General features: G+C 72.3%; 16 protein-coding genes. 2 read left to right on the plus strand and 14 right to left on the minus strand.

Translation table 11 applies throughout. The annotated features are described in order from the left end of the window. Positions 1-4: 4 nt before the first annotated feature. The 11 genes from DEJ08_RS06315 to DEJ08_RS06365 form a co-directional block, all read right to left on the minus strand. On the minus strand, positions 5-1,141 hold the full coding sequence (locus tag DEJ08_RS06315; RefSeq protein ID WP_111054331.1) for a glycosyltransferase: 1,137 nt from the start codon (positions 1,139-1,141) through the stop codon (positions 5-7). A gap of 22 nt (positions 1,142-1,163) precedes the next feature. Beyond that, positions 1,164-2,534, minus strand: coding sequence for an FtsX-like permease family protein (locus tag DEJ08_RS06320; protein WP_111046538.1), 1,371 nt, complete (start codon positions 2,532-2,534; stop codon positions 1,164-1,166). A gap of 1 nt (position 2,535) precedes the next feature. Beyond that, entirely contained in the window at positions 2,536-3,270 is a 735-nt protein-coding gene (locus DEJ08_RS06325) for an ABC transporter ATP-binding protein (protein ID WP_111030393.1), read from the minus strand. Next, on the minus strand, positions 3,267-3,959 hold the full coding sequence (locus tag DEJ08_RS06330) for a hypothetical protein (RefSeq protein WP_111054332.1): 693 nt from the start codon (positions 3,957-3,959) through the stop codon (positions 3,267-3,269). Before DEJ08_RS06330 ends, DEJ08_RS06325 begins: the two co-directional genes overlap by 4 nt. A gap of 129 nt (positions 3,960-4,088) precedes the next feature. Then, entirely contained in the window at positions 4,089-6,914 is a 2,826-nt protein-coding gene (locus DEJ08_RS06335; protein ID WP_220035444.1) for a LuxR C-terminal-related transcriptional regulator, read from the minus strand. A 72-nt stretch (positions 6,915-6,986) separates the two neighbouring features. Further along, positions 6,987-7,502 carry a MarR family winged helix-turn-helix transcriptional regulator gene (locus DEJ08_RS06340; RefSeq protein WP_111030391.1) on the minus strand — a complete coding sequence of 172 codons (516 nt, stop codon included), beginning with the start codon at positions 7,500-7,502 and terminating at the stop codon, positions 6,987-6,989. 94 nt (positions 7,503-7,596) lie between these two features. Then, complete coding sequence (locus DEJ08_RS06345; RefSeq protein ID WP_244993449.1) at positions 7,597-7,953, minus strand: nuclear transport factor 2 family protein; 357 nt, start codon at positions 7,951-7,953, stop codon at positions 7,597-7,599. A 60-nt stretch (positions 7,954-8,013) separates the two neighbouring features. Next, on the minus strand, positions 8,014-8,505 hold the full coding sequence (locus DEJ08_RS06350; protein WP_181438964.1) for a nuclear transport factor 2 family protein: 492 nt from the start codon (positions 8,503-8,505) through the stop codon (positions 8,014-8,016). Continuing rightward, positions 8,498-9,457: an alpha/beta hydrolase gene (locus DEJ08_RS06355; RefSeq protein ID WP_111054334.1), complete on the minus strand. Its 960-nt coding sequence runs from the start codon at positions 9,455-9,457 to the stop codon at positions 8,498-8,500. The genes DEJ08_RS06350 and DEJ08_RS06355 overlap by 8 nt, the downstream gene beginning before the upstream one ends. An 82-nt stretch (positions 9,458-9,539) precedes the next feature. Then, positions 9,540-10,487: an SDR family NAD(P)-dependent oxidoreductase gene (locus DEJ08_RS06360; RefSeq protein WP_111054335.1), complete on the minus strand. Its 948-nt coding sequence runs from the start codon at positions 10,485-10,487 to the stop codon at positions 9,540-9,542. After that, positions 10,480-11,079 carry a type 1 glutamine amidotransferase domain-containing protein gene (locus DEJ08_RS06365; RefSeq protein ID WP_220035445.1) on the minus strand — a complete coding sequence of 200 codons (600 nt, stop codon included), beginning with the start codon at positions 11,077-11,079 and terminating at the stop codon, positions 10,480-10,482. Before DEJ08_RS06365 ends, DEJ08_RS06360 begins: the two co-directional genes overlap by 8 nt. Positions 11,080-11,168: 89 nt before the next feature. Here DEJ08_RS06365 and DEJ08_RS06370 point away from each other — a divergent pair, with 89 nt between their 5' ends. Further along, the gene (locus DEJ08_RS06370) at positions 11,169-11,552 is read left to right on the plus strand and encodes an ArsR/SmtB family transcription factor (protein WP_111046534.1); all 384 of its coding nucleotides are present in this window, start codon (positions 11,169-11,171) and stop codon (positions 11,550-11,552) included. On the opposite strand, the gene DEJ08_RS06375 is transcribed toward DEJ08_RS06370, so the two are convergent. Both DEJ08_RS06375 and DEJ08_RS06380 read right to left on the minus strand, forming a co-directional pair. Then, positions 11,549-12,295 (minus strand): NADPH-dependent F420 reductase, encoded by a 747-nt coding sequence (locus DEJ08_RS06375; RefSeq protein WP_111046533.1) that lies wholly within the window; start codon positions 12,293-12,295, stop codon positions 11,549-11,551. The two genes, DEJ08_RS06370 and DEJ08_RS06375, sit on opposite strands and share 4 nt — an antisense overlap. A 33-nt stretch (positions 12,296-12,328) precedes the next feature. Continuing rightward, positions 12,329-17,800 carry a discoidin domain-containing protein gene (locus DEJ08_RS06380; RefSeq protein ID WP_111054336.1) on the minus strand — a complete coding sequence of 1,824 codons (5,472 nt, stop codon included), beginning with the start codon at positions 17,798-17,800 and terminating at the stop codon, positions 12,329-12,331. A gap of 151 nt (positions 17,801-17,951) precedes the next feature. Between DEJ08_RS06380 and DEJ08_RS06385 the strand changes: the two genes are divergently transcribed. Then, positions 17,952-19,106: a low temperature requirement protein A gene (locus DEJ08_RS06385; RefSeq protein ID WP_181438965.1), complete on the plus strand. Its 1,155-nt coding sequence runs from the start codon at positions 17,952-17,954 to the stop codon at positions 19,104-19,106. Between the two features lie 172 nt (positions 19,107-19,278). Here DEJ08_RS06385 and DEJ08_RS06390 read toward each other — a convergent pair whose 3' ends face one another. Further along, positions 19,279-21,108, minus strand: a complete 1,830-nt coding sequence (locus DEJ08_RS06390; RefSeq protein WP_258367034.1) for a BCCT family transporter — start codon at positions 21,106-21,108, stop codon at positions 19,279-19,281. Between the last annotated feature and the right edge of the window lie 2 nt (positions 21,109-21,110).

The raw sequence follows: 21,110 nt of genomic DNA on the forward strand, positions 1-21,110 counted from the left end.
GTCGTCAGGCGACGCGCTCGACCCGTTCGACGAGCTCCCTGACGGCGTCCGTCGCGCTCGGGCGCTGCGCGGTCTCGTCGCCCAGTCGCCGTGCCGCGGCGAAGTGACTGCGCTCCGCGAGCATCCGGTGCACCGCAGGACCGACCGCCGACGGCTCGTCGACCACGACCGCGACACCGGCCTCGGCGGCACGGGCGGCGTTGATGAACTGGTCCGCGCCCTGCGGGAGCAGCACCATCGGCACGCCCACGCTGGCCGCGGCGAGCACCGTGCCGGCGCCGGCCGCTGCGACGACCAGGTCCACGCCCTCGAGCAGCTCGCGCATCGGGCGGAACGGCACGAAGTGCACGTGCTCGCTGTCGTCGAGGCGCTCGCCGATGACCCCGACGGTCGCCACCAGGTCGGCCTCGTCGGGCTGGAACCCGTCGAGGATCGCCGTCAGCAGCGCGGCGTCGCCGAAGACCGTGCCGAGGGTGACGAGCACCCGCGGTCGTCCTCCGCGCACCGAGACCGGTGCGAGCGGCTCGGCGGCGGCGGTGTCGGGTCGGCTGTGCGGTTCGGAACGGAACGGGATCGTGACGGGCGGCTGCGTCCACCCGGGTGCCTGCAGCGACACCGGCGTCGGGTCGAGCAGGGCGATGGGCGGGGTGGGCACCACTGCTCGCTCGGCGTAGCGGGGGAGGACGAGCTCGGCCATCGGGCGGCGGAACTCCTCGGGGACCTCGGGGCCGAAGGCGACGATCGCGTACGGCACGCCGAGTTCCGCGGCGACGAGCGGTCCGACCAGGTCGACGGCGTCCGCGACGACCACGTCGGGCGCCCACCCGCGCGCTGCGCGCTCGGCGTCGTCGGCGGTCAGGTCGACGCGGGTGCCAGCGAAGAACTCGGCGACGGCCGCCGGTTCGGGCCGGTTCGCGGGGTCGCTGCCGGGGATGCGGCGGGCCACCTCGGCGAACAGGTCGGGAGGCATGGGTCCGGCCGCCAGGACCGGCACCGTGGGCAGTTCGGTCGCCATGGGCTCGCGCATCCCACCACTGGTGAGCAGGGCGACGTCGTGGCCGGCCGCCTGTGCGGCACGGGCGAGCGGGACGAGGGGCAGGAGGTGTCCGAGTGCGGGGACGCCGGAGAAGAGGATGCGCAAGAGGGGTCTTCCTGGTTCGGGGTCAGTCGGCGGCGAGGACGAGCGGGATGCTGCGTCTGCGTCCCGCGAGGAGGGGGATCGTGCCGGCGGCCACCATGAGCACGAGGCTCACGAGGGCGGCCGGAAGGGCGGCTCGCAGACCCAGGTGGGGCTGCGTGCCGGGGACGGTGACCGCGAGCGCGACGGCTTGTCCGCAGCCGGTCAGCACGAGGACGACGGCGGCGACGAGGACCGCGGTGCCGACGAGGATGACGGACTCCCAGGCTGCGCGGGCGAGCACGGTGGCGCGGGACCCGCCGGCGGCCTCGACCAGCGCGGCCTCCTGCTCGCGGGTGCGTCCGGCCATCAGGACGGTGGCGGCCGCGCCGAAGAGCGAAACGAGCAGCGGCCCGCCGAGCATGAGCAGGACGCTCTGCAGGTCGAGTCCACCACCCGATGACGACCCCGTGGTCCGGTGCACGGCGTCACCCAGGGTGTCGAAGCCGGCGAAGAGGCTTCCGGGCAGGGCGATCGTGATGACGAGCGCGCTCACCGTGGCGCTGCTCCGGTCGACGGAGAACGCGGCGGCGTTGCGTGCGAGGAACCACGATGCCGATCGGTGCGTGGGCACCACCGCGGTCCATGCCCGGAGGGCGACCGGGAACACCGCGTGGCCGATCGCGGTGCAGGCCGCCGTCAGGAGCGGCCCGATCAGCAGCACCTGGCCACCGGTCCGGACGCCGGCGTCGACGATCGAGCTGGTCAGGAGCCCGGCGAGCAGCAGTGCGACGGCACTCGCGGCCCAGCGGGTCCAGGTCGTCCGGGTGCGGACGGACTCGGGCTCCCGCAGGACCTCGATCGGGCGGACGAGACCGGCTCGGCGCGACGGCCGGAGACTGCTCAGGACGACGACGAGCGTCACCGCGAGCACGACCGCGACGGCGCTGGTCGGTCCGAACCCTTCGTCGAGGTCCCGGAGCCCGTCGGACTCCGACAGCCCGAAGTGCAGGAACGCCGGCACGAACGGGGCCACGACGAGGCAGCCGATCGTGCTGCCGACCAGTGCCACGACGGCGAGCTGCAGCCGGACGACGACCGTGACCGTGCGGGACGGCACCCCCACCAGCTGCCAGAGCGCGTAGCCCCGCCGCTGCAGGTCGATCGTCAGGCGGGTGACGCTGCCGAGGACGGCGGTGACGGCGATGATCGTCAGCACGACGACGAGCGAGGCGAGCGTGGCGAGGCCGCCGGCCCGGAGCAGGTCCGTCGGCCTGCCTGACCCGATGAGCGCGAAGCCGGTCTCGAGCATCCCGGCCGCGATGGCGGCAGCCGCCGCGGTGGCTGCGCTGACGACGAGTGCGCCGATCCAGATGCCGGCGTTCTGCCGCAGGTCGCTCAGGACGAGTCGGAGCACGTCAGGCCTCCTGCGCGGCGGCGGTCAGTGCTTCGAGGACCGCGGCGGCGTCCGGGTGCGCCAGCTCGCGGTGCACGGCCCCGTCGCGCAGGACGAGCACACGGTCGGCACGCGCAGCCGCTTCGAGGTCGTGCGTGACCATCACCACCGACCTGTCACCGTCGGCCACCCGGCGCAGCAGGTCGAGGACCGCGTCACCGGCGGTGGTGTCGAGCGCGCCGGTCGGCTCGTCGGCGAACACGACGTGCGGTTCGGACGCCAGGACCCGGGCGATCGCGACCCGCTGCTGCTGCCCGCCGGACAGCGCGCCCGGTCGGTGGTCGCCGCGGTCGGCGAGTCCGACCGAGGCGAGCGCCGCGTCGACCTGGTCCGCGGAGACCGGCCGGTGGGCGAGGCTGGCGGGCAGCGCGATGTTCTGCCGCGCGGTCAGCGACGGGATGAGGTTGAAGGACTGGAACACGAAGCCGACCGTCGAACGGCGGAGTGCCTGCAGTTGCTTCGGTCGGAGGGTCTCGAGGCGTTGCCCGGCGATCGACACCGATCCGCTGTCGTAGGGCTCGAGGGCGGACAGGCAGTACAGCAGCGTCGACTTGCCGGAGCCGCTGGGGCCGACGACGGCGACGAACTCGCCCGGCAGCACGGACAGTGAGACACCCCGGAGCACCGGGACCCTCGACTGTTCCGGCCCGGGGAACGACTTCGTCAGGTCGTGTGCCTGCAGGAGGGGTTCGGTCATGGTGTCAGTCCGTCTCGTTCTCGTCGTCGTTCTCGGGTGTCGGACCGCAGGATGCCGAGGACCCGCGCGTACCGACGCTCCTGGTAGACCCCGTGCACACCGGCGAGCAGGACGGCCGTGACCACCCCGGTCGCCAGGGACCCGGACGGCGCCCACGTGCTCGCGGTCAGCAGTGCCGCCCCGGCACCGGCGACGATGCAGTTCACGACCGCGATCGCGCTCGACAGCGTGAAGAACACCCCGCGCCAGGACAGCCGGAGCCCGATGTCGAGCAGCTCGTTCGGCGCGATCCGGTCCTCGGGCACCGGGAAGTACCGCCGGGCGCCGGGCAGGATCGTGCCGTACCAGCGGCGGATCCGCTGCATCGCGGCGAGGGCGACCACGTCCTCCAGCGAGGTCTGGACGAGTCGCTCGTAGGTGAAGACCCCGAGCAGCACGACGACCGGGATCACCACGGCGAGGTAGCCCGTGGCGAAGTCGGTGTCGGCCAGGAACCCGAACGCCACCAGGGCGCTCGACAGTGTCGTCAGGTAGATCGCTGCCCGGGTCGACGACTCCGAGACGGTGATGCCGCGCGCGGTCTGGAGCACGAAGTGCTCGGTCACGAGGGCCGTGAAGAACGCGCTCGGCGCGTCCGGCAGCCGCGCAGCCGCGTGGTCGGCGGTGTCGTCGGCGGAGCCTTCCGGCATGGGCGCCTCCCGGTGGTCGTCGTGGTCGCGACCCGATGCCGGGTCGCCGCCACGAGGCTCGCAGCTGGTCCGCCCACGGTGCATCCGTTGCGTGACGTAACCCGTGCCTCCAGGTCGTCGCCCGGTGCGTCAGTCCGTCGGACCGGACGCCGCCAGCGCGGCCGCCAGCTCGGTGCGACTCGTCACGCCGAGCTTGGGGAACACCTTGTACAGGTGGGTGCTGACGGTGCGGTGCGACAGGTAGATGCGGTCCGCGATCTCGCGGTTCGTCATGCCGGCGGCGGCGAGCCGCGCGATCTGCAGCTCCTGGGGTGTGAGCCGTTCGCGTGTCGGCGCCGTCGTGCTGTCGGCCCGTTCCGGGGCCTCGCCGGCTGCGCGGAGTTCCGCCGCGGCGCGGGCGGCGAAGCCCGCGGTGCCGGCGGCGTCGAACGCGTGGAGCGCCTCGCGGAGGTGCAGCCGAGCCTCGACCACCCGACGCTCGCGGCGGAGCCACTCGCCGAACAGCAGCTGGGTCCTCGCCAGTTCGACCGGGGAGTCCGCGAGGCGGCCGGCCTCGATCGCGCGGGCGTAGAGGGACTCCGGGTCCGCGCCGCCCGCGCCGTCGGTGTCGGTTCCCGTCGAGTCCGTGCCCTCGGCGAGCAGGGCCCGGCTCCGCACGACGAGGGCGGTCAGGTGCGCGGACCCGGTGGTACGGGCGACCGCCTCGGCCTCGGCGAGGTTCTCGACGACCGAATCGGGTCGACCGCCCCGGACCGCGGCCTCGGCGCGGTCGGCGATCGCCCACAGGGACCGGGTCGCGTGGACGGTCATGTGCGTGAACTCGATCTGGGCGTCCCGGTGGCGCCGCTGACCGAGGGCGACCAGTCCCGCTGCCCACCGCGCGTCGGCGCTGGCCAGGGCGAGCCGCCCGCCGTGCGCGAACTCCGAGCCCTCGCGCAGGGCGGCCAGCGCGGCCTCGTCGTCGCCGAGCAGGGCGTGGCCCCGGGCGAGCGTGGCGTAGGCCATCCCGGCGATGAGCGGGAGCTGGACGTCGCGGGCGATGCGGACGGCGTACTCGGCGTCGGCCAGACCGTCCCGCACCCGCCCGCGCAGCATGAGCACCGTCGCCCGGCCGCGGAGCGCCTGGGTCTCGTCGGCGACGGCGCCGAGCTGGTGTGCACGCTCGTACGCCAGCTCCCAGCACGTCAGCGCGGTCTCGAGGTCCTGCTGGGACTCGGCTGCGATCGCGAGGGACGCCATCGCGAGCGGTTGCTCGGTGAGCTGCGGCACCAGGTGTGCGAGTTCGGTGCGCAGGTGCTGGGCGGAGCCGAGCGGCGCCAGCACGGCGAGGGCCACCGACTTCAGCGGGCTCGCCGAGCGTGTCGCGAGCAGGGCCGCCTCGATGTCCTTCCACTCCGATCGCGGCAGGTTGCGGCCGCGGGCGTTGAGGGCCGCCGCCCAGAGCACCCGCACGAGCCGGTCCGCGTGCTCCGGGCCGGCGAGCACGGGCCGGATCCGGCGGAGTTCGATGCGTGGTCGACCGGCAGCACCCGTGGTCAGGCTCAGCACCGTCTGCGTGACGGCGGTCTCGGTGACCGTCTCGGGGTCGGCGGCGAGGGAGTCGACCTGCTCCAGGAGCTCGATCGCCTCGGCCGTCATGCCGGCGGCCCGTGCGGTCTCGGCAGCCCGGCCCAGCCGACGTGCCCGACCGGTGACCCCCTGCGACAGGGTGGCCGCACGCTCGTAGGCCCGGACCGCCTCGGGGCGGGCACCCCGTTGTGCCGCGCGGTCCGCGGCGGTCTCGAGGTCGGCGGCGATGGACTCGTCCCGCTCGAACGTCGCCGAAGCCCGGTGCCAGGCGGCGCGCATGCCGTCGGTGACCACCGACGCGAGTGCCCGGTGCGCCGCGGACCGTGCAGCGGCCGAGGCGTTGCCGATCACCGCCGAGCGCAGGAGCGGGTGGCGGAAGCGCAAGGAGACGAGGTCGGTGCGGAGGAGCCCGAGTTCCTCGAGCGGCTCGAGGTCGTCGACCCCGAGGTCCATCGTGCGGGCCGCCGCCATGACGTCCTGCAGGCCGGCGTCGTCGGCCGCCGCGGCGAGCAGCAGGAACGAGCGGCTGCCGGACGGGACGGCGGCGACCTGCTCGAGGAACGCCTGCTCGAGCCGCCGCGTGGTGGGGAGCCGGGACGCGATGGTGGCCGGGCCGCCCGTGGTCCAGGTGACGGGCAGTTCGTGCAGGGCGAGTGGGTTGCCGCCGGCCTCGGCCAGCACCCGTCGCCGGACCGAGGTGGACAGGGTGCCGGCGTGGGCGTCGAGCAGGGCCTCGGTGGCGTCGTCGGCGAGCGGTCCGAGCTCGAACCGCGTGAAGCTGCACGGGGGCACGGCGTCCGGGGCGTGTCCGGTCCGGACCGCCGCGATGACGACGACCGGGGTGTGCGTGAGCCGGCGTCCCACGAAGTCGAGCACCTCGGTGGTGGACCGGTCGAGCCACTGCAGGTCCTCGGCGCGGACGAACACCGGACGGTGCGACGCGGCCTCCTCGAGCAGCCCGAGCGTCGCGGTGCTCACCAGCAGGCGGTCCGGACTCGGGCCGTCCTCGACCGCGAGGGCCGTGAGCAGTGCGGTGCGCTGGCGCGGCGGCAGGGCGGACGCGAAGGGGAGCAGTGGGTGGAGCAGCTCGTGCAGGCCGTCGAAGCCCACGCTGTTCGCCCCCTGGATGCCGGTGCAGGTCAGCACGCGGAAGCCGGTCCGCCGCGCGTGCCGCTCGACGGCGGCGAGCAGCGTCGTCTTGCCGATGCCCGCCTCACCCTCGACCAGGACCGCGGCGCCGCGCTCTGCCGCTTCGTCCTCGGCCGCCCCGTCCGCAGTCACCGCCGCGGCGTCGTCGAGCAGGCGCGTGAGGGCCGCGAGTTCGTCCGCGCGGCCGAACAGTGCACGGTCGGGGAGCGGCGGTGACACGGCTCGTTCGGCGTCCACACGCTGCCCTTCGCTCGTTTAGGTGATCTTTCACCTAAGTTACGTCGCGCTGGTGCGTGAGGGCAAGCGGAGCTAGGGGTGGTCGGCCGGTCGGGGCAGGGTGCCGTGCTCGAGCACTGACTCGTACACGCGCTCGAGCACGTCGGCGAAGCCCGCCAGCTCGTCCTCGCGCAGGTCGCTGAAGAACATGTCCTTGACGAGTTCGGTGTGGCGCGGCGTGGCTTCGCGGAGCGTCCGCCAGCCCGTGTCGGTCAGGGCGACGGCGGTGGTGCGCCGGTCGTGCTCGCTCCGACGGAGTTCGAGGAACCCGCGTTCGGCCATGCGTTTCGCGTGGTGCGAGGCACGGCTGCGCTCCCACCCGATGCGGGTCGCCAGGGCCGACATCGTCATCTCGCCGCCCGGCTCGCTCGTGAGGGCGACGAGGACGTCGTAGTCGGCGAGCGAGATGTCGCTGTCGGCGCGCAACTGCCGGTTCATCTCGTACCGCAGGCGCAGCTGAAGCTTCATGTAGGCGTACCAGGTCCGCACCTGCTCGGCGCTCATGTAGGCGTACGGGGACTCCGGGGGCACCTCGTGCTGCATCGACATCGCCCGTGTCCTCCTGCCTCGCCCACCGTCCAGACGCCCGACCATCATCGCAGGGTGCGTGACACTGCGGCGGGTCGGGCGTCTGCGGGTGGGTTCAGCTGGTCAGCAGCGTGTAGACCTTCGCGATGCGGTCACCCTCGACGAAGCAGATGTCCATCCCGGACACGACGGGCGGCGCTCCCTCCGGTCCGAAGTGCCAGGCGAGGTACCCCATCCCGTGGTTCTCGTAGACCGGGCCGGCCGGCGAGAACACGAAACCGGGAGCCTCGTCGAGCAGGCGCTGCGCCTTGGTGTGCAGGGCGTCGTGGCCGGTGACGACCTCGTCGGGGTCCAGGAACTCGACGTCGGGGGCGTAGGTCCGCTCGATGGCGGCGCGGCGGCGGTCCGGGTCGCGTTCCCCGAACACCTCGAACAGGTTGGCGTGCATGAGCGATTCGAGCGGTTGCGACATGGTGTCTCCGTCGGTGGTCGGTGGTCGGTGGTCGGTGTCGGTGTGCGGTGGCGGTCTCAGTCACGTGTGCGACGGGGACCGGTCGGTCCAGTCGAAGACGAGGTCCCGGTGGGCGATCGCCCACGCGCCCTCGACCCGGACGAACCGGTCGAGGTAGCGGATGGACATCGTCAGGAGCACCCGCTCGCCGCCGTCGTGCAGGACGTGGAACGCGAGGCAGTACGTCTCGCCGTCGGCGGTGTCGGGCCCCGTGAACCGGATCGTGGACTGGCCGTTGAGGTACGTCGTCACGTCGTACCGGGCGATCAGTCCGGCGAACGTCTCGGCCAGGTGCGCTCGACCGTGGATCGTGTCGACCGGCTCGTGCGAGGAGGGGTCGCCCTCGTACAACACGACGACCCCGTCCTCGGTGAACACGGACGCCTCGAGCACGGCGTCGCGTCGGTCGGCCCCGCGGGCGTAGGTCGCCAGCAGCGTCCGGATCTCCTCGCGCGCGACGAGCGTCTCGAGCGTCTCCGGGGTGCTCGCGCGGGCACGCTCCTGCTCAGGCAAGGGCGGCACGGAGCGACGCGGTGGCGAGCATCAGCGCGTGCTTCGCGGCCTCGGTGTCGTGCAGTGCGTTCACCATCACGAAGTCGTGGACGATACCGCCGAAGCGGGCGTTCGTCGCCTTGACGCCGGCTTCGCGCAGGCGTGCCGCGAAGGCCTCGCCCTCGTCGCGGAGCACGTCGGCCTCACCGGTGATGACGAGGGTGTCGGGCAGCGTCGCGAGCACCTCGAGCGGTGCGCGGAGCGGCGACACCGTGGGCAGGGCGCGCACGGCCTCGTCGGTCGTGTACTGGTCCCAGTACCACTGCATGCCGGCACGGGTGAGGAAGTAGCCCTCGGCGAACTCCTCGTACGAGCCGGTGTCGAACGCGGCGTTCGTCACCGGGTAGAAGGCGACGAGCTTCACGAACTCGACGTCCCCGCGCTCGGCGGCGAGGAGCGCCAGGGCGATCGCCATGTTGCCGCCGACCGAGTCGCCCGAGACCGCGAAGCGCGAGGCGTCCAACCCCTTCTCGCCGCCCTCCTTGACGACCCACTGGGCTGCGGCGTAGGACTGCTCGAGCGCGACCGGGTGGCCGACCTCGGGGGAGCGGTCGTACTCCGGGAACACGACGGCGGCGTTCGACCCGATGGCGAGGTCGCGCACCAGGCGGTCGTGGGTGTGGGCGTCGCCGAAGACCCAGCCGGCACCGTGCACGTACAGGATCACGGGCAGGTTCGCGGTGGTGCCGGCCGGCTTGACCAGGCGGATGTTCACGGTGCCGGTGGGACCGCCCTCGATCTCCAGCCATTCCTCGTCGACCTCGGGCTTGAAGATCGGGGAGTCCTGCACGGAGTCGACCGCCTTGCGTCCCTCGGCGGGCGGCAGGTCGTTCAGGAACGGCGGGTTCGACGTCGCGTCGACGAACTCCTGGGCGGCGGGCTCCAGGGCGATGTGCTTCGGGTTTCCGGTCATGGTGGGCTCCTCGTGGGTCGCTGGTGACGGATGGTGCGTGGCGTGCTCCACGCTGACAGGAGGCCCGTCCCGGCAGCATCCGTCAGGTGACGTATCCGGAACCCAGCGTCCAGAGCCGCTCCGCGGCACCGTGGTCCAGCGCGTACCGCGCCACCCCGCGGTCGTGGCCGGTGCCGTCGTCGAGCACGGGCGACTCCTGGTTGTCCTCGAAGTACCGCCCGGTCACGCCGGCGACCAGAGGGGAGGCGACCAGCAGTGCCGACGTCGCCGCGCCCTGCGCCGCGGTCTTGAAGAACGGCTGCTCGATCCGGTTGCCGTCGTCGTCGAGTGCGCCCATCGCCCGGAGCGTCGCGTCGTCGAGGTGGCGCTGCAGCCGGGTCGTGATCCAGCCGGGCATGACCGCGTTCGCGGTGACGCCGTGCTCCGCCCAGCGGTCCGCGACGCCCACCGCGAGGAGCACGTCGGCCGTCTTCGACTGCGCGTAGGCGGCCCACCGGTCGTACGGACGCACGGCGAAGTGCGGGTCCTCGAAGTGGAACGGGGAGCGCAGGTGCGCGGTCGAGCTCACCGTCACCACCCGGGCGGACCCGGCGGCGAACAGGTGTTCCCGCAACCCGAGCAGCAGGGCGAAGTGGCCGAGGTGGTTCGTCGCGAGCTGCATCTCCCAACCCGATGCCGCGAGTTGCTTCTCGGGCAGGGCCATCACGCCGGCGTTGGCGACCACCCCGTCGACCGTGCCCTGCCACGCGTCCGTGAACCGGCGCACGGAACCGAGGTCGCTGAGGTCGAGCGCACGTGGCACGACCAGGCCATGGGCCTCCAGGTCGGCGAACGCCGCGTCCGCGCGGGCCGTGTCGCGCACCCCGACGACGACCTCGGCTCCGGCACCGGCGAGGGCGCGGGCGGTCTCCGCGCCGATGCCGGAGGCGCCGCCGGTCACCAGGTACCGGCGGCCGTGCAGGTCCACGTCGGCGAGGACGTCGGCCGCGGTGGCGGACGCGGAGAAGGGGGTGCGGACGGGATCAGACATCGTCGCGTTCCGTCCGTGCCGTGGCGAGCCGCTCGAGGATCCGGGCCAGCTGCTGCGGCATGTCGCCGGGCTTCCGGGCGGTGACGAACTGGCCGTCCTCGACGACCGGCTCGTCGATCCAGGTGCCGCCGGCCGCACGGACCTCGTCGGCGACCTCGCGCCAGGACGTCAGGCTGCGTCCGTCGACCAGCCCGGCGGAGGCCAGGACCTGGGGTCCGTGGCACACGGCACCGATGAGTCGGCCCGTGGCGGCGAAGTCCCGGAGGAACGCCAGGGCCTCGGGGACGGTCCGGACCTCGGCCGGGGCCAGGCCGCCGGGGATGAAGACCGCGTCGTAGTGCTCGGCGGTGGCGTCCGCGACGCGCTGCAGCCCGGTCCGCAGGGACAGGCCGACGTACCCGGTGACGGTCCCGCCGTCGGGCGTCAGGACGTCGACGTCGTAGCCGGCCTCGACGAACCGGTAGTAGGGGTAGAAGAACTCGACGTCCTCGACGCGGTCCGCGGTGACGATCGCGATGCGGCCGATGGGCGGTCGGTCGGCGCGGATCGCGGCACGGTTGTCGGTGACGCGGGGGTCGGTGGTGGTGGGCACGGTGGTCACTCCTTCGGTTCCGAGGTCGTTGCCTCGGCTTTGTTTGACAAGCATCAAACCATTGAGATCATTCCTGATAGGTTTGATGCATGTCAAACGAAGAGTCGAAGGTCGGGCACGACCCCTTCCCGCTGCCCGACGTCGACGACCTCGAACTCGTTCGGGTGCTCCGGGCGGCCGGTGACCCCGCGCGACTCGTGATCATCGAGCGACTGTCGGACGGCGACTACCACCCGTGCAACCTCACCGACTACCGACTCGACATCCACAAGACGACGCTCTCGCACCACTTCAAGGTGCTGCGCGAGTCCGGACTGACCCGGACCCGTGTGACGGGACGCGAGCACGCCGTGCAGCTGCGCCGGGACGCGCTCGAGGCGCGCTGGCCCGGGCTGCTCGACACCCTCGTCGCGGCTGCGGTGCGGGACGACCCCGAGGCGCAGGCGGCGCCCGGGGTGACGGCGGCGGGCTAGCGGCGAGCCGCTGCCGCCAGAGCGGCGGTCATGCCGGCCCGGTCGTGCCGCACGCCGTACGCCGGCTGGTCGCGTTCGTACCGCCAGCCCTCGCTCAGCGGTCCCACGTCGACCACGTCGAACCCGAACCGGTCGAGCAGCTCGGTGACGACGGCCTTCGCGTCCGCATCGTCCCCGGCGACGGTCAGGGCTCGGCGCCCCGGCGTTCCGGCGGGGGACCCGTCCGTGGTGACGTCGGCGGCGCCGAGGTTGTTGAACGCCTTGATGACGCGAGCATCCGGCAGCGACTGCTGGAGCAGCTCGGAGGTGGTCGGCACCGCGCCCTGCTCGAGCTCGTCCACCGGTCCGAAGAACTCCGGGTAGTAGTTGCCGGTGTCGACGACGACCTTGCCCGCGAACGCCTCGGCCGGCAGGTCCCGGTAGCCGTTGATCGGGATCGAGACGACGACCACGTCACCGGCCCGGGCGGCGTCGGCGACGGTGGCTGCTCCGGCACCGGGGGAGAGCTCGTCGATCAGGGACTCGAGCGTCTCGGGCCCGCGGGAGTTCGCGAGGACGACGTCGAGACCGACGGCGATCGCGCGGCGGGCGATCTGCGCGCCGACGTTGCCGGCGCCGATGATGCCGAGGGTCTCGAGGGGGGTGCTGGTCATGGTCCGTGCTCCTGACGTGGTGCGGGTGGTGTCCCGCCAGGATCCGTGGTCCGGCCGGTCGGGGGCATCCGTCGGACGACGTAACCGCACCGCGGCGGCGTCGTCCGACGGGTGCTGCCCCGGCTACCGGATCTCGAGGTCGTACAGCGAGTAGCCGTACGGGGTCGCCCGTTCGACACCGTGCACGCGGACGTACCGCCACGAGCCGTCCAGGGCGTGCCGGTCGGTCCCGCCGTCACCGTCGGTCTCGGTGGCGAGCGTCGTCCACCCGTCGTCGCCCGCGTTCCGCGCCTCGATCCGGTAGGAGCGTCCGAAGGCGTCCTCCCACCGGAGCACCGCGCCGTGCAGGCGGTGCGGTGCGCCGAGGTCGACGGCGAGCCACTGGTCGTCGGTGTGCCCGCTCGCCCAGCGCGATCCCGGGTCGCCGTCCACGGCGTTGTGCGCGGGCACGCCGTCGCCCTCGTCGGCCGACGACGACACGGTCGCCCGTCGTGCCAGGTCCGGCGTCGGTTTGCCCTGCGTCGAGGTGACGCGGAGGTCCCAGAGGGAGACCCCGAACGCGGTGTGCCGGAGGTCTGCGACGACCCGGACCCAGCGGCCGGTGACGTCGTCGCCCTCAAACCGGTGGGTCGCCTCGCCGCCGGTCCCGTGGGCTTCTTCCGCGACGGTCTGCCAGGGGGCGTCTTCGTCGTCGCGGACCTGGACGCGGTAGGCCTCGGCCCACGCGGCCTCCCAGTCGATCTGCACCTGGTCGATCGGCACGACCTGCCCGAGGTCGACCGCCAACCACTCACCGTCGCGTGCTGCGCTGGCCCACCGGGTCCGGTCGTCGCCGTCCACCGAGTTGCCGCCGGACAGGTCGCCGCGCTCGTCCGACGAGGTGGTGACGGGCTTGCCGGCGGCAATGTCACGAGAGCGGGCGGGTGCCGTTCCGCCGTCGTCGTCACCGTCGGTCGCCTCGTCGAGGGTCGTGACGGTGGCCGTCCCGGATGCTCCTGGCACGGTGGCCGTGACCGTCGCGGTCACGCCGCCCTCGGTCGCTGCGGTGACGACGCCGTCCGGTTCGACACTTCCGCCGCCGTCGACGGCCCACTCCGGGCGGTCCGCGGCGAGCCGCCCGCCGAACCCGTGGCGGTCGAACCCGTAGGCCGCCATCCGGACCGTGTCACCGGTGCGGACGGTCGCGCTGCGCGGTGCGACGAGCACGTCCTCGACGTCGACGGTCGAGGCCGCCGGGGTGCCGGACACGTGCACCTCCCAGATGGAGTACCCGTACCCGGTGAGGCGGTCGGTCAGGTGCAGGCGCACGAACCGGGCGGTCTCGCCCACGGGCACCGTGTCCATGTCGGCCGTTGTCTTGTCGACGGTCCGCACGTCGCGCCAGGGGCCGTCGGCGGTGTCCCGGACCTGCAGCACGTACCGTGCGGCGGCGGCGTTCTCCCAGTCCACCCGCACGGTGCCGACGTCGGTCAGCCGCCCGAGGTCGATCGTGTAGTCGACCTCGTCCACACCGTGCGCGCTCTCCCACCGGGTGCTGCGGTCCCCGTCGACGGCCTTCCCGGCGACGTTCCCGCCGTCCGAGGAGCTCGCGTCGACGTCGGCACCCGCTGCGGCGTCGGGGATCGACGTCACCGAGGCGACGACCGCCGAGCCCTCGACACCGCCACCGGTCGCGACGACGTACCCGGAGCCCGCGGCGGTGGTCGTCACGGTGCCGTCGGTCCCGGCGCTCCCGGCGCCGGTGTACGACCAGGTGACGTCGGCGGGCAGGGCCGCCGGGTCGCCGTACTGGTCGTGGCCGGCGGCACGGAACCGCTGTGGCGTCCCGACGACGAGCCGGTCGAAGCCGGGCGTGACGTCGAACCCGGTGAGGACCGGTGCCGGTGCGACCCGGAAGGCGTACGACCCGTGCACCCCGCCGATCGTGGCGGTGACCGTCGCCTGCTCCGCGCGCTCCGATGCGCGGTGGAGGCCATCGGCGCTGATCGTGCCGGTGTCGGTCGACCAGGTGACCTCGTCCAGCGCGACGGTGGCGCCGTACTGGTCGTAGCCGGTGGCGGTGAAGGTCGTGGTCGCGCCGGGGACGATCGTCTTCGGGGCGCCCTGGGTGCTGACGACCACCTCGGTGAGCCGCGCGTCCAGGTGCGACGTGATCTGCGTCTGGGCCGGGACCGCGATCTGGCCGATCACCTCGGTGCCCTCGTAGACGTCGTACGTGTGCTGCACGGTGTCGGGGTTGTCGAGCACGTAGCTGATCGTGCCGTCCGGTGCGCGGAACACCTGGCTGAGCGGGTCCGAGGTGTGCCGGTCGGTGACCTCGGTGCCGACGGTCCGGTTCGACATCGCCTGGTGGTAGACGAGGCCAGCCATCGACTGTCCGGTCACGGCCGGGTCGTCGGCGGCCCACAGAGCGGCGTGCACGTCGGCGTAGGTGTCCGGGTCGTACTGCCCGAGGAACCCGAGCACGACGTTGCCGAGGGCGTCACCCATGCCGCTGAACACCCGTGCGGCGTGCTCGGTGTCCTCGCCCGGGGTGTGGTCGGTGAGGTCGACGCCGTACAGCTGGTCGATGGTCGCGGTGTCGGCGCGGAAGTCGTCCACCAGGAACGGCATCAGCGGGGACGGCGTCGGCCAGTCCTGGGGCTTCCGGTCGGCGGTGGGACCGTCGAGCTCAGTGGGCACCAGCGAGTCGGGCAGGTTCTCCGGGGTCCAGTACCGGTCCGGGAACACCACCCGTCCGTCGTCCTCCACGCTCACCAGCAAGGTGTCGGTGGCCGGGACGTACAGGGGGTTCGCTGCGGTTCGTCGGGTGATGTACCCGGGGTGGTTCGTCTCGACCGCGCGGATCGCGTCCTGCAGCTCACCGATCGCGGCCGGGCGGTCGCGGGTGATCTTCACGTCGCCGTAGCTGCCGACGCCCCACCACTTCTTCGTGAGCATCTGGATGCGTGCCGCGTTGCCGTCGGTGACGCCGGCCTGCCCGATGGACTCCGGGCGAGCGGCCATCATCTCGCGCATCAGGGCCTTCGAGAAGCCCGGGTCCCAGCCGAAGTAGTCGAACCACGGGGCGATCGGCATCCACTGGATGCCGGAGATCCAGGCGGGGTCGCCGGAGAAGTACGTCGCGTGGGCCTGCCCGGAGTCGAACAGGATCCCCGCCTGCCCGTGCTCGTACTCGTCCGGGAACGCGCCGTTGCCGTCGTACGACGCCGAGGCGGGGTTGCCGCGGACGTTCTGCCAGTAGTCGCGGACGGCCGCGCGCTCGGTGACGTACTGCACCGCACCGGCGGCCTGCATCTCCTCGTCGCCGAGGACCGAGCCGAGCAGGAAGAGCCCCGCCTCGGACTGGATCGCCTCGGACGACGACTCCTGGTTGTTGCCGCCGGGTGACGACACGCCGCCGGCGTTCGACCGGCCCTCCCAGACGCCGAACGTGCGCATGTGCGGGAACCGGGCGTCGTCGCGGTCCCAGTTCGCGTACTGCTTCGCGACGAGCGTCGCCATGCCCTGGTACTTCGCGGCCCACTCGTGGTCGACCCGGCCGAGCATGGCGGTCGCGACGGCGAAGTACCCGTAGTGGAAGTGGTTGTCGTTGAACTGGGCCGACCCGTACGAGTCGGCGAACCCGATCAGGGCCTTCCACGTCGGGTACATCGCGAAGAAGTGCTCCGCTTCGCCGTCCGTGTACGTGTACCAGTCGGTCAGGGCGCGCTCGAGGGTGTCCTGCAGCGTCCGGGCGTCCTCGTTGGCACCGATCTGCCGCGCGATCGTCATGTACTCGGCGAGCTGCAGGACGTCCTTGCCGCCCCAGTAGGTGTCCCCGCCGTACGTCGTCTTCGCGGCGTAGTCGTGCAGGTACTCGCGCATGACCTGCTCGGAGTACGGGTCTTCCCCGACCGCCTCGGGCGTGGCACCGATCGGCGTGATGCCCGTGAACGCGTAGTCCAGGGTCCAGCCGTCGTGGCCGACGGTGGTCCGCATGGTGCCGCGCGGGGTCTCGTAGGTGGCGCCGGTGAAGCGCAGGTTCGTGGTGGCGTCGGCGTACTGGTGCTGCAGCCAGCCCTGCACGGTGTCGTGGTCGTCGCCCTGCAGCGTGTCGGTGCGGATCGACCACTGCTGGCGGACGTTCGCCGCCGCCGGGTCGTACGAGTACGTCATCGTCGTGTCACGGGGGACCGCGAAGGCGGTGCGGTGCAGGTCATCGAGGGACAGCCCCTGCTCGGGCACCGCGCTGAGCACCAGGTAGGGCGTGCCGGATGAGACCTCCAGCGCGTTCCCGACACGGGTGAAGGTCGTCCCGTCGGGGGCGTGCACGCCGAAGACGTGGCCGTCCTGGCGGATCTCGAACCGGTCCGTCGTCACCGGCAGGTCGAGCGGTTCGCCGTCCCCGTCGGTGATCTCAGCACCGTCCTGCAGGGTGAGGCGCGGGGTCATGCCGTGGAACTCGAACCACTCGTACGGCGAACCCTGCACGCTCGTGACGTCCATGTACTGCCCGCCCGGGCCGTCCTGCGGCATCCGCCAGCTGACGTTCCAGTCGCCCCAGCGGAGCGCATCGGCCTGCTTCGCCCGGAACGTGGTCGCGAAGCGGTCAGCGAGGCCGTCCGGGGCGTCGGTGAGCAGGACCTGGTCGACCAGCACGTGTGCCCACCCGGCACGCAGGTCATCGACGATCCGCAGCTGCGCGGACTGCCCTCGGTGGGCGGAGACGTCCCAGCTGTCCCAGCGCAGCTGTTCGCTGTCCGTCCCGGTGCTGCTCGCCACGACGTCGCCGTCGACCAGGAGCTGCACGGCTTCGTGGTCGGGGTGTCGGCCACCGCCGACCAGGAACGCCAGGGTCGAACGGTCGATCGTGAACGCCGGCGAGGTGAGCGTGCCGGTCGCGCCGTCGCCGTCCTCGTCGCTGAACGAGTTCAGGAAGCGTCCGCCGAGCCACCCGGAGACCGCGCTCTGCCCGGCGGCCGTCCCGGTGGCGGTGGCGGTGAAGGCGTCACCGGTCGCGGTCCAGCCGTCGGGCAGGCCGTCCTCGAAGTCGGCGAGGGTGCGGTCGCTCGCGTCGGGGGTCGGCTCCACCGTCCCGCCCACCGTCACGGGGGACTCCAGGCGCATCGCCGTGCCGTCGCTGTTCCACCGCGTCGGGATCGTGAGCTTCGTGCCCGCGGCACTGTTCGACGAGACGAACGGGTACGCCCACATGTCGCCGGAGTACTTGCTGACCAGCAGGTCCGTCCACCACTGGTTCGTCGGCACCGGCTCGCCGGCCTTCGACGGGTCGATGTACAGCCGCTGGTCCAGCGTCTTCCGCACGTCGGCGATGTCCGTGATCTCGTCCGGCGGGGCCGGCGCGTAGGAGCCGGAACCCACCTGCACGCCGTCCGCGGCGGGACCGACGCGGGACGAGCCTCCAGGGTCTTCCTGCGGTGCGGCCACCGCAGCGGTCGGATCGGCCGGTGAGCGCGGGATGTCCGAGGTCGCGGCGTGCGCCGGGGTGACGGCCAACGCCAGCAGCGTGGCGGCGGTCAGTGCGCCGGCGGTGGCGCTGACGGCCGCTCGGCGGAACGACCTGGGACGGACGGCGGGACGCGGTGAGGTCACCGGGACTCCTGTCGGAGGGGTTCGGCCGGACACGACGTACACGGCCGAGACGGGCTGGGTCTGGTGGTGCGGGGCCTGCACACGGACAGATCGGCCGGGCCGGTCCCGCCGTCAGCAGTCCGCGTTCTGGGGATGCCCTACCGTTGGCCCCATGCCGACCATCGGACTGCGCCGGATGGTGCCGCGCGACCCCGACCAGCGACACCGGGCAGCGAGCCCGCTGGAGCTCCTGTTCGACCTGGTGTTCGTCGTCGCGGTGGGCTTCGCCGCGACGAACCTGCACGAGATCGAGCTCGAGGGCCACGTCGCCTCCGCCGTCCTGGCCTACGGGCTGGTGTTCTTCTCGATCTGGTGGGCGTGGATGAACTTCACCTGGTTCGCCACGTCGTTCGACACCGACGACTGGCTCTACCGGGTGATGACCTTCGTGCAGATGGCGGGGGTGCTCGTCCTCGCCGCCGGGGTGCACGCGGCCATGGTCGAGAACGACTTCACGATCGGCGTCATCGGCTACGTCGTCATGCGGCTGGCCCTGGTCGGGCAGTGGATCCGCGCCGCCGCGTCCTCCACCCGGTACCGGCGGACCGCCATCCTGCACGCCGTCGGCGTCACGGTCGTGCAGCTGCTCTGGGTGGTCTCACTCGCCCTGCCCGACGACGTCTGGGGGTACGCCGCACCGTTCCTCGTGCTCGCCGAGCTGTCGGTGCCGATCTGGGCGCAGACCTCGACGGGGACGGCCCCGTGGCACACCCGGCACCTGGCCGAGCGGTTCTCCCTGTTCACCCTCATCGTCCTGGGCGAAGGGCTGGTGGCCTCGGCCGGCGCGGTGATCGATGCCCTCGCGCACACCGAGCACCTCGGAGCCCTGCTGGCGCTCGCCGGGTGCGCGCTGGTGATCACCGTCGGCATGTGGTGGATCTACTTCTCCCGTGAGCAGCACGCACACATCCGCTCGCTGCCCACCGCGCTCGTCTTCGGCTACGGCCACTACTTCGTCTTCGCCGCCGCCGGTGCCCTGCCCGCCGGCATCGAGGTCGCCGTCAGCGCCGACGCCGGACACGTCGCGCTGTCGTCCGCCTCGGTCGCCGCGACCGTCGCGGTGCCGGTCGCGGTGTTGGTGCTGTCGATCTGGGCGCTCGCGATCCGGCCGTCGCTGTCGGCACGGGCCAACGCCGTCGTGGTGGCCCTGGTGCTCGTCGTCCTCGCGTCGATCGCGGTGCCGGCGGTGTCGCTGCCGGTCACGGCGCTCGCCGTGGTGGCGGTCGTCGTGACCCTCGAGGTCGCGTCCGCACGGACCGACACCTGACGCACTGACGGACGGGAGGCACGGCGCCAGCTGGCACTGCCTCCCGTCCGTCAGGTGGTCGCGTCGACGGCCCGTGCGCGGTTCCGTCTCTGGTGCGAGGGCACGTTCGTCGCACCGAACACGGAACCTCGCACCACATGGCGCGTGCGCGCGCGGCGCGTGGCGCGCCGCGTCAGCGCTCCGGCTGCTCCGTGGCGGGCCCGTCGTCCGCTGCCGGTCGCGCGTCGAGGCTCGGGTCGACCGCAGGGTCGGCCGAGATCGACTCGGGCCGCACCGGGAAGTCGTCGAGCGCACCGGCGCCCACCGTCGGGGAGGTGGTTCCGCGGCCGCCGCGCACACGGTTCTTCACCGCGGCCCACGGACGGCCGAGGCCGGACCGTGCCGGACGCTCGGTCGGCGCCTCGACCTCGAGGCCGTAGTAGGCGCCGACGTGCTCGAGCAACACCTCGCGCTCGGCCTTGTCGTAGGCACGGCGCTCGCGGGTGAAGGCGATGATCGTCGACCAACAGGTGAGCAACAGGACGATGCTGAACGGCAACGCGGTCGTGATCGCCGCCGTCTTCAGCGCGTTCAGTCCACCGCTGAGCAGCAGGGCGACGGCGAGCAGCGCAGCGACACCGGCGAAGAAGACCCGCAGCCAGTTCTTCGGCTCGATGTCACCGCCCGACGCGATCATCGCCATCACGAGCGACCCGGAGTCCGACGAGGTCACGAAGAACACGCCGATGAGCAGGATCGCGCCGTAGGTCAGGACCATGCCGGCGGGCAGGTCACCGAGGACCGCGAACAGCGAGCCCTCGATGTCGACCGAGCCGTCCGAGCCGATCAGGCCGCCCGAGCCGTCGGTCTGGCGGTGGATCGCGGTGCCACCGAGGACGGCGAACCACAGGAACGTGAGCGCGGTCGGCACGAGCAGGACACCGAACACGAACTGGCGGACGGTGCGGCCCTTGGAGATGCGTGCGATGAAGACACCGACGAACGGTGCCCACGACATCCACCAGCCCCAGTAGAAGGTGGTCCAGGCGCCCTGCCAGGCCTCGCCCTCGGCGCCCTGCTGGGCGGTGACGTTGAACGACAGGCCGACGATGTTCTGCAGGTAGGAGCCGATCGACTGCACGAAGTCACGGAGCAGGAACTGCGTCGGGCCGACGATGAGCACGAAGAGCAGCAGTGCAGCGGCGAGCAGCAGGTTGAAGTTCGACAGGATCTTCATGCCCTTGGTCACGCCGGTGACGAGCGACACGATCGTGACGGCGGTGATCACCGCGATGATCGCGATCTGGCTGACGATGCTGCTGTCGGCGATGCCGGCGCTCTCGAGTCCGGCGCCGATCTGGATGACCCCGAGGCCGAGCGAGGTCGCGACGCCGAACAGCGTGCCGACCAGGGCGATCACGTCGATCAGGTTGCCCCAGCCACCGCGCACCCGGTTGCCGAGCAGCGGTTCGAGGGCCCAGCGGATCGAGACCGGGCGACCCCGGCGGTGGATCGCGTACGCCAGGGCCAGGCCGAGGACGTCGTAGATCGCCCACGCGTGCAGGCCCCAGTGCAGGAACGTCTGGGTCAGTGCCTGCTGCGCGAGCTCCTTCTCGGTGCCGGTGACGCCGGGGCGCGGGGAGGCGAAGTGGCTGAGGGGCTCGGAGACGCCGTAGAAGACGAGGCCGATGCCCATGCCGGCGGCGAAGAGCAGTGCGAACCAGGAACCGGTCGAGAACTCGGGCTCGTCCTGGTCCTTGCCGAGCTTGATGTCACCGAAGCGGCTGAAGCCGACGAACAGCGAGAAGCCGACGAAGAACGCGGCGATCAGCACGTAGTACCAGCTGAAGTTCTTGACGATGCCGTCCTGCAGACCGAGGAACAGCGCCTCGGCGGTGGAGGGGGAGATCAGGGTGAAGGCCACGAACCCCAGCACGATGACGGCGGCGGGCCAGAACACCCACCGCCGCAACTGCGGTGTCGTGGTCACGGGTCCGGGCAGGGGAGGAGTGGTGCTTGCCATGC

It is taken from the genome of Curtobacterium sp. MCLR17_054 (assembly GCF_003234335.2).
Lineage (GTDB): Bacteria > Actinomycetota > Actinomycetes > Actinomycetales > Microbacteriaceae > Curtobacterium > Curtobacterium flaccumfaciens.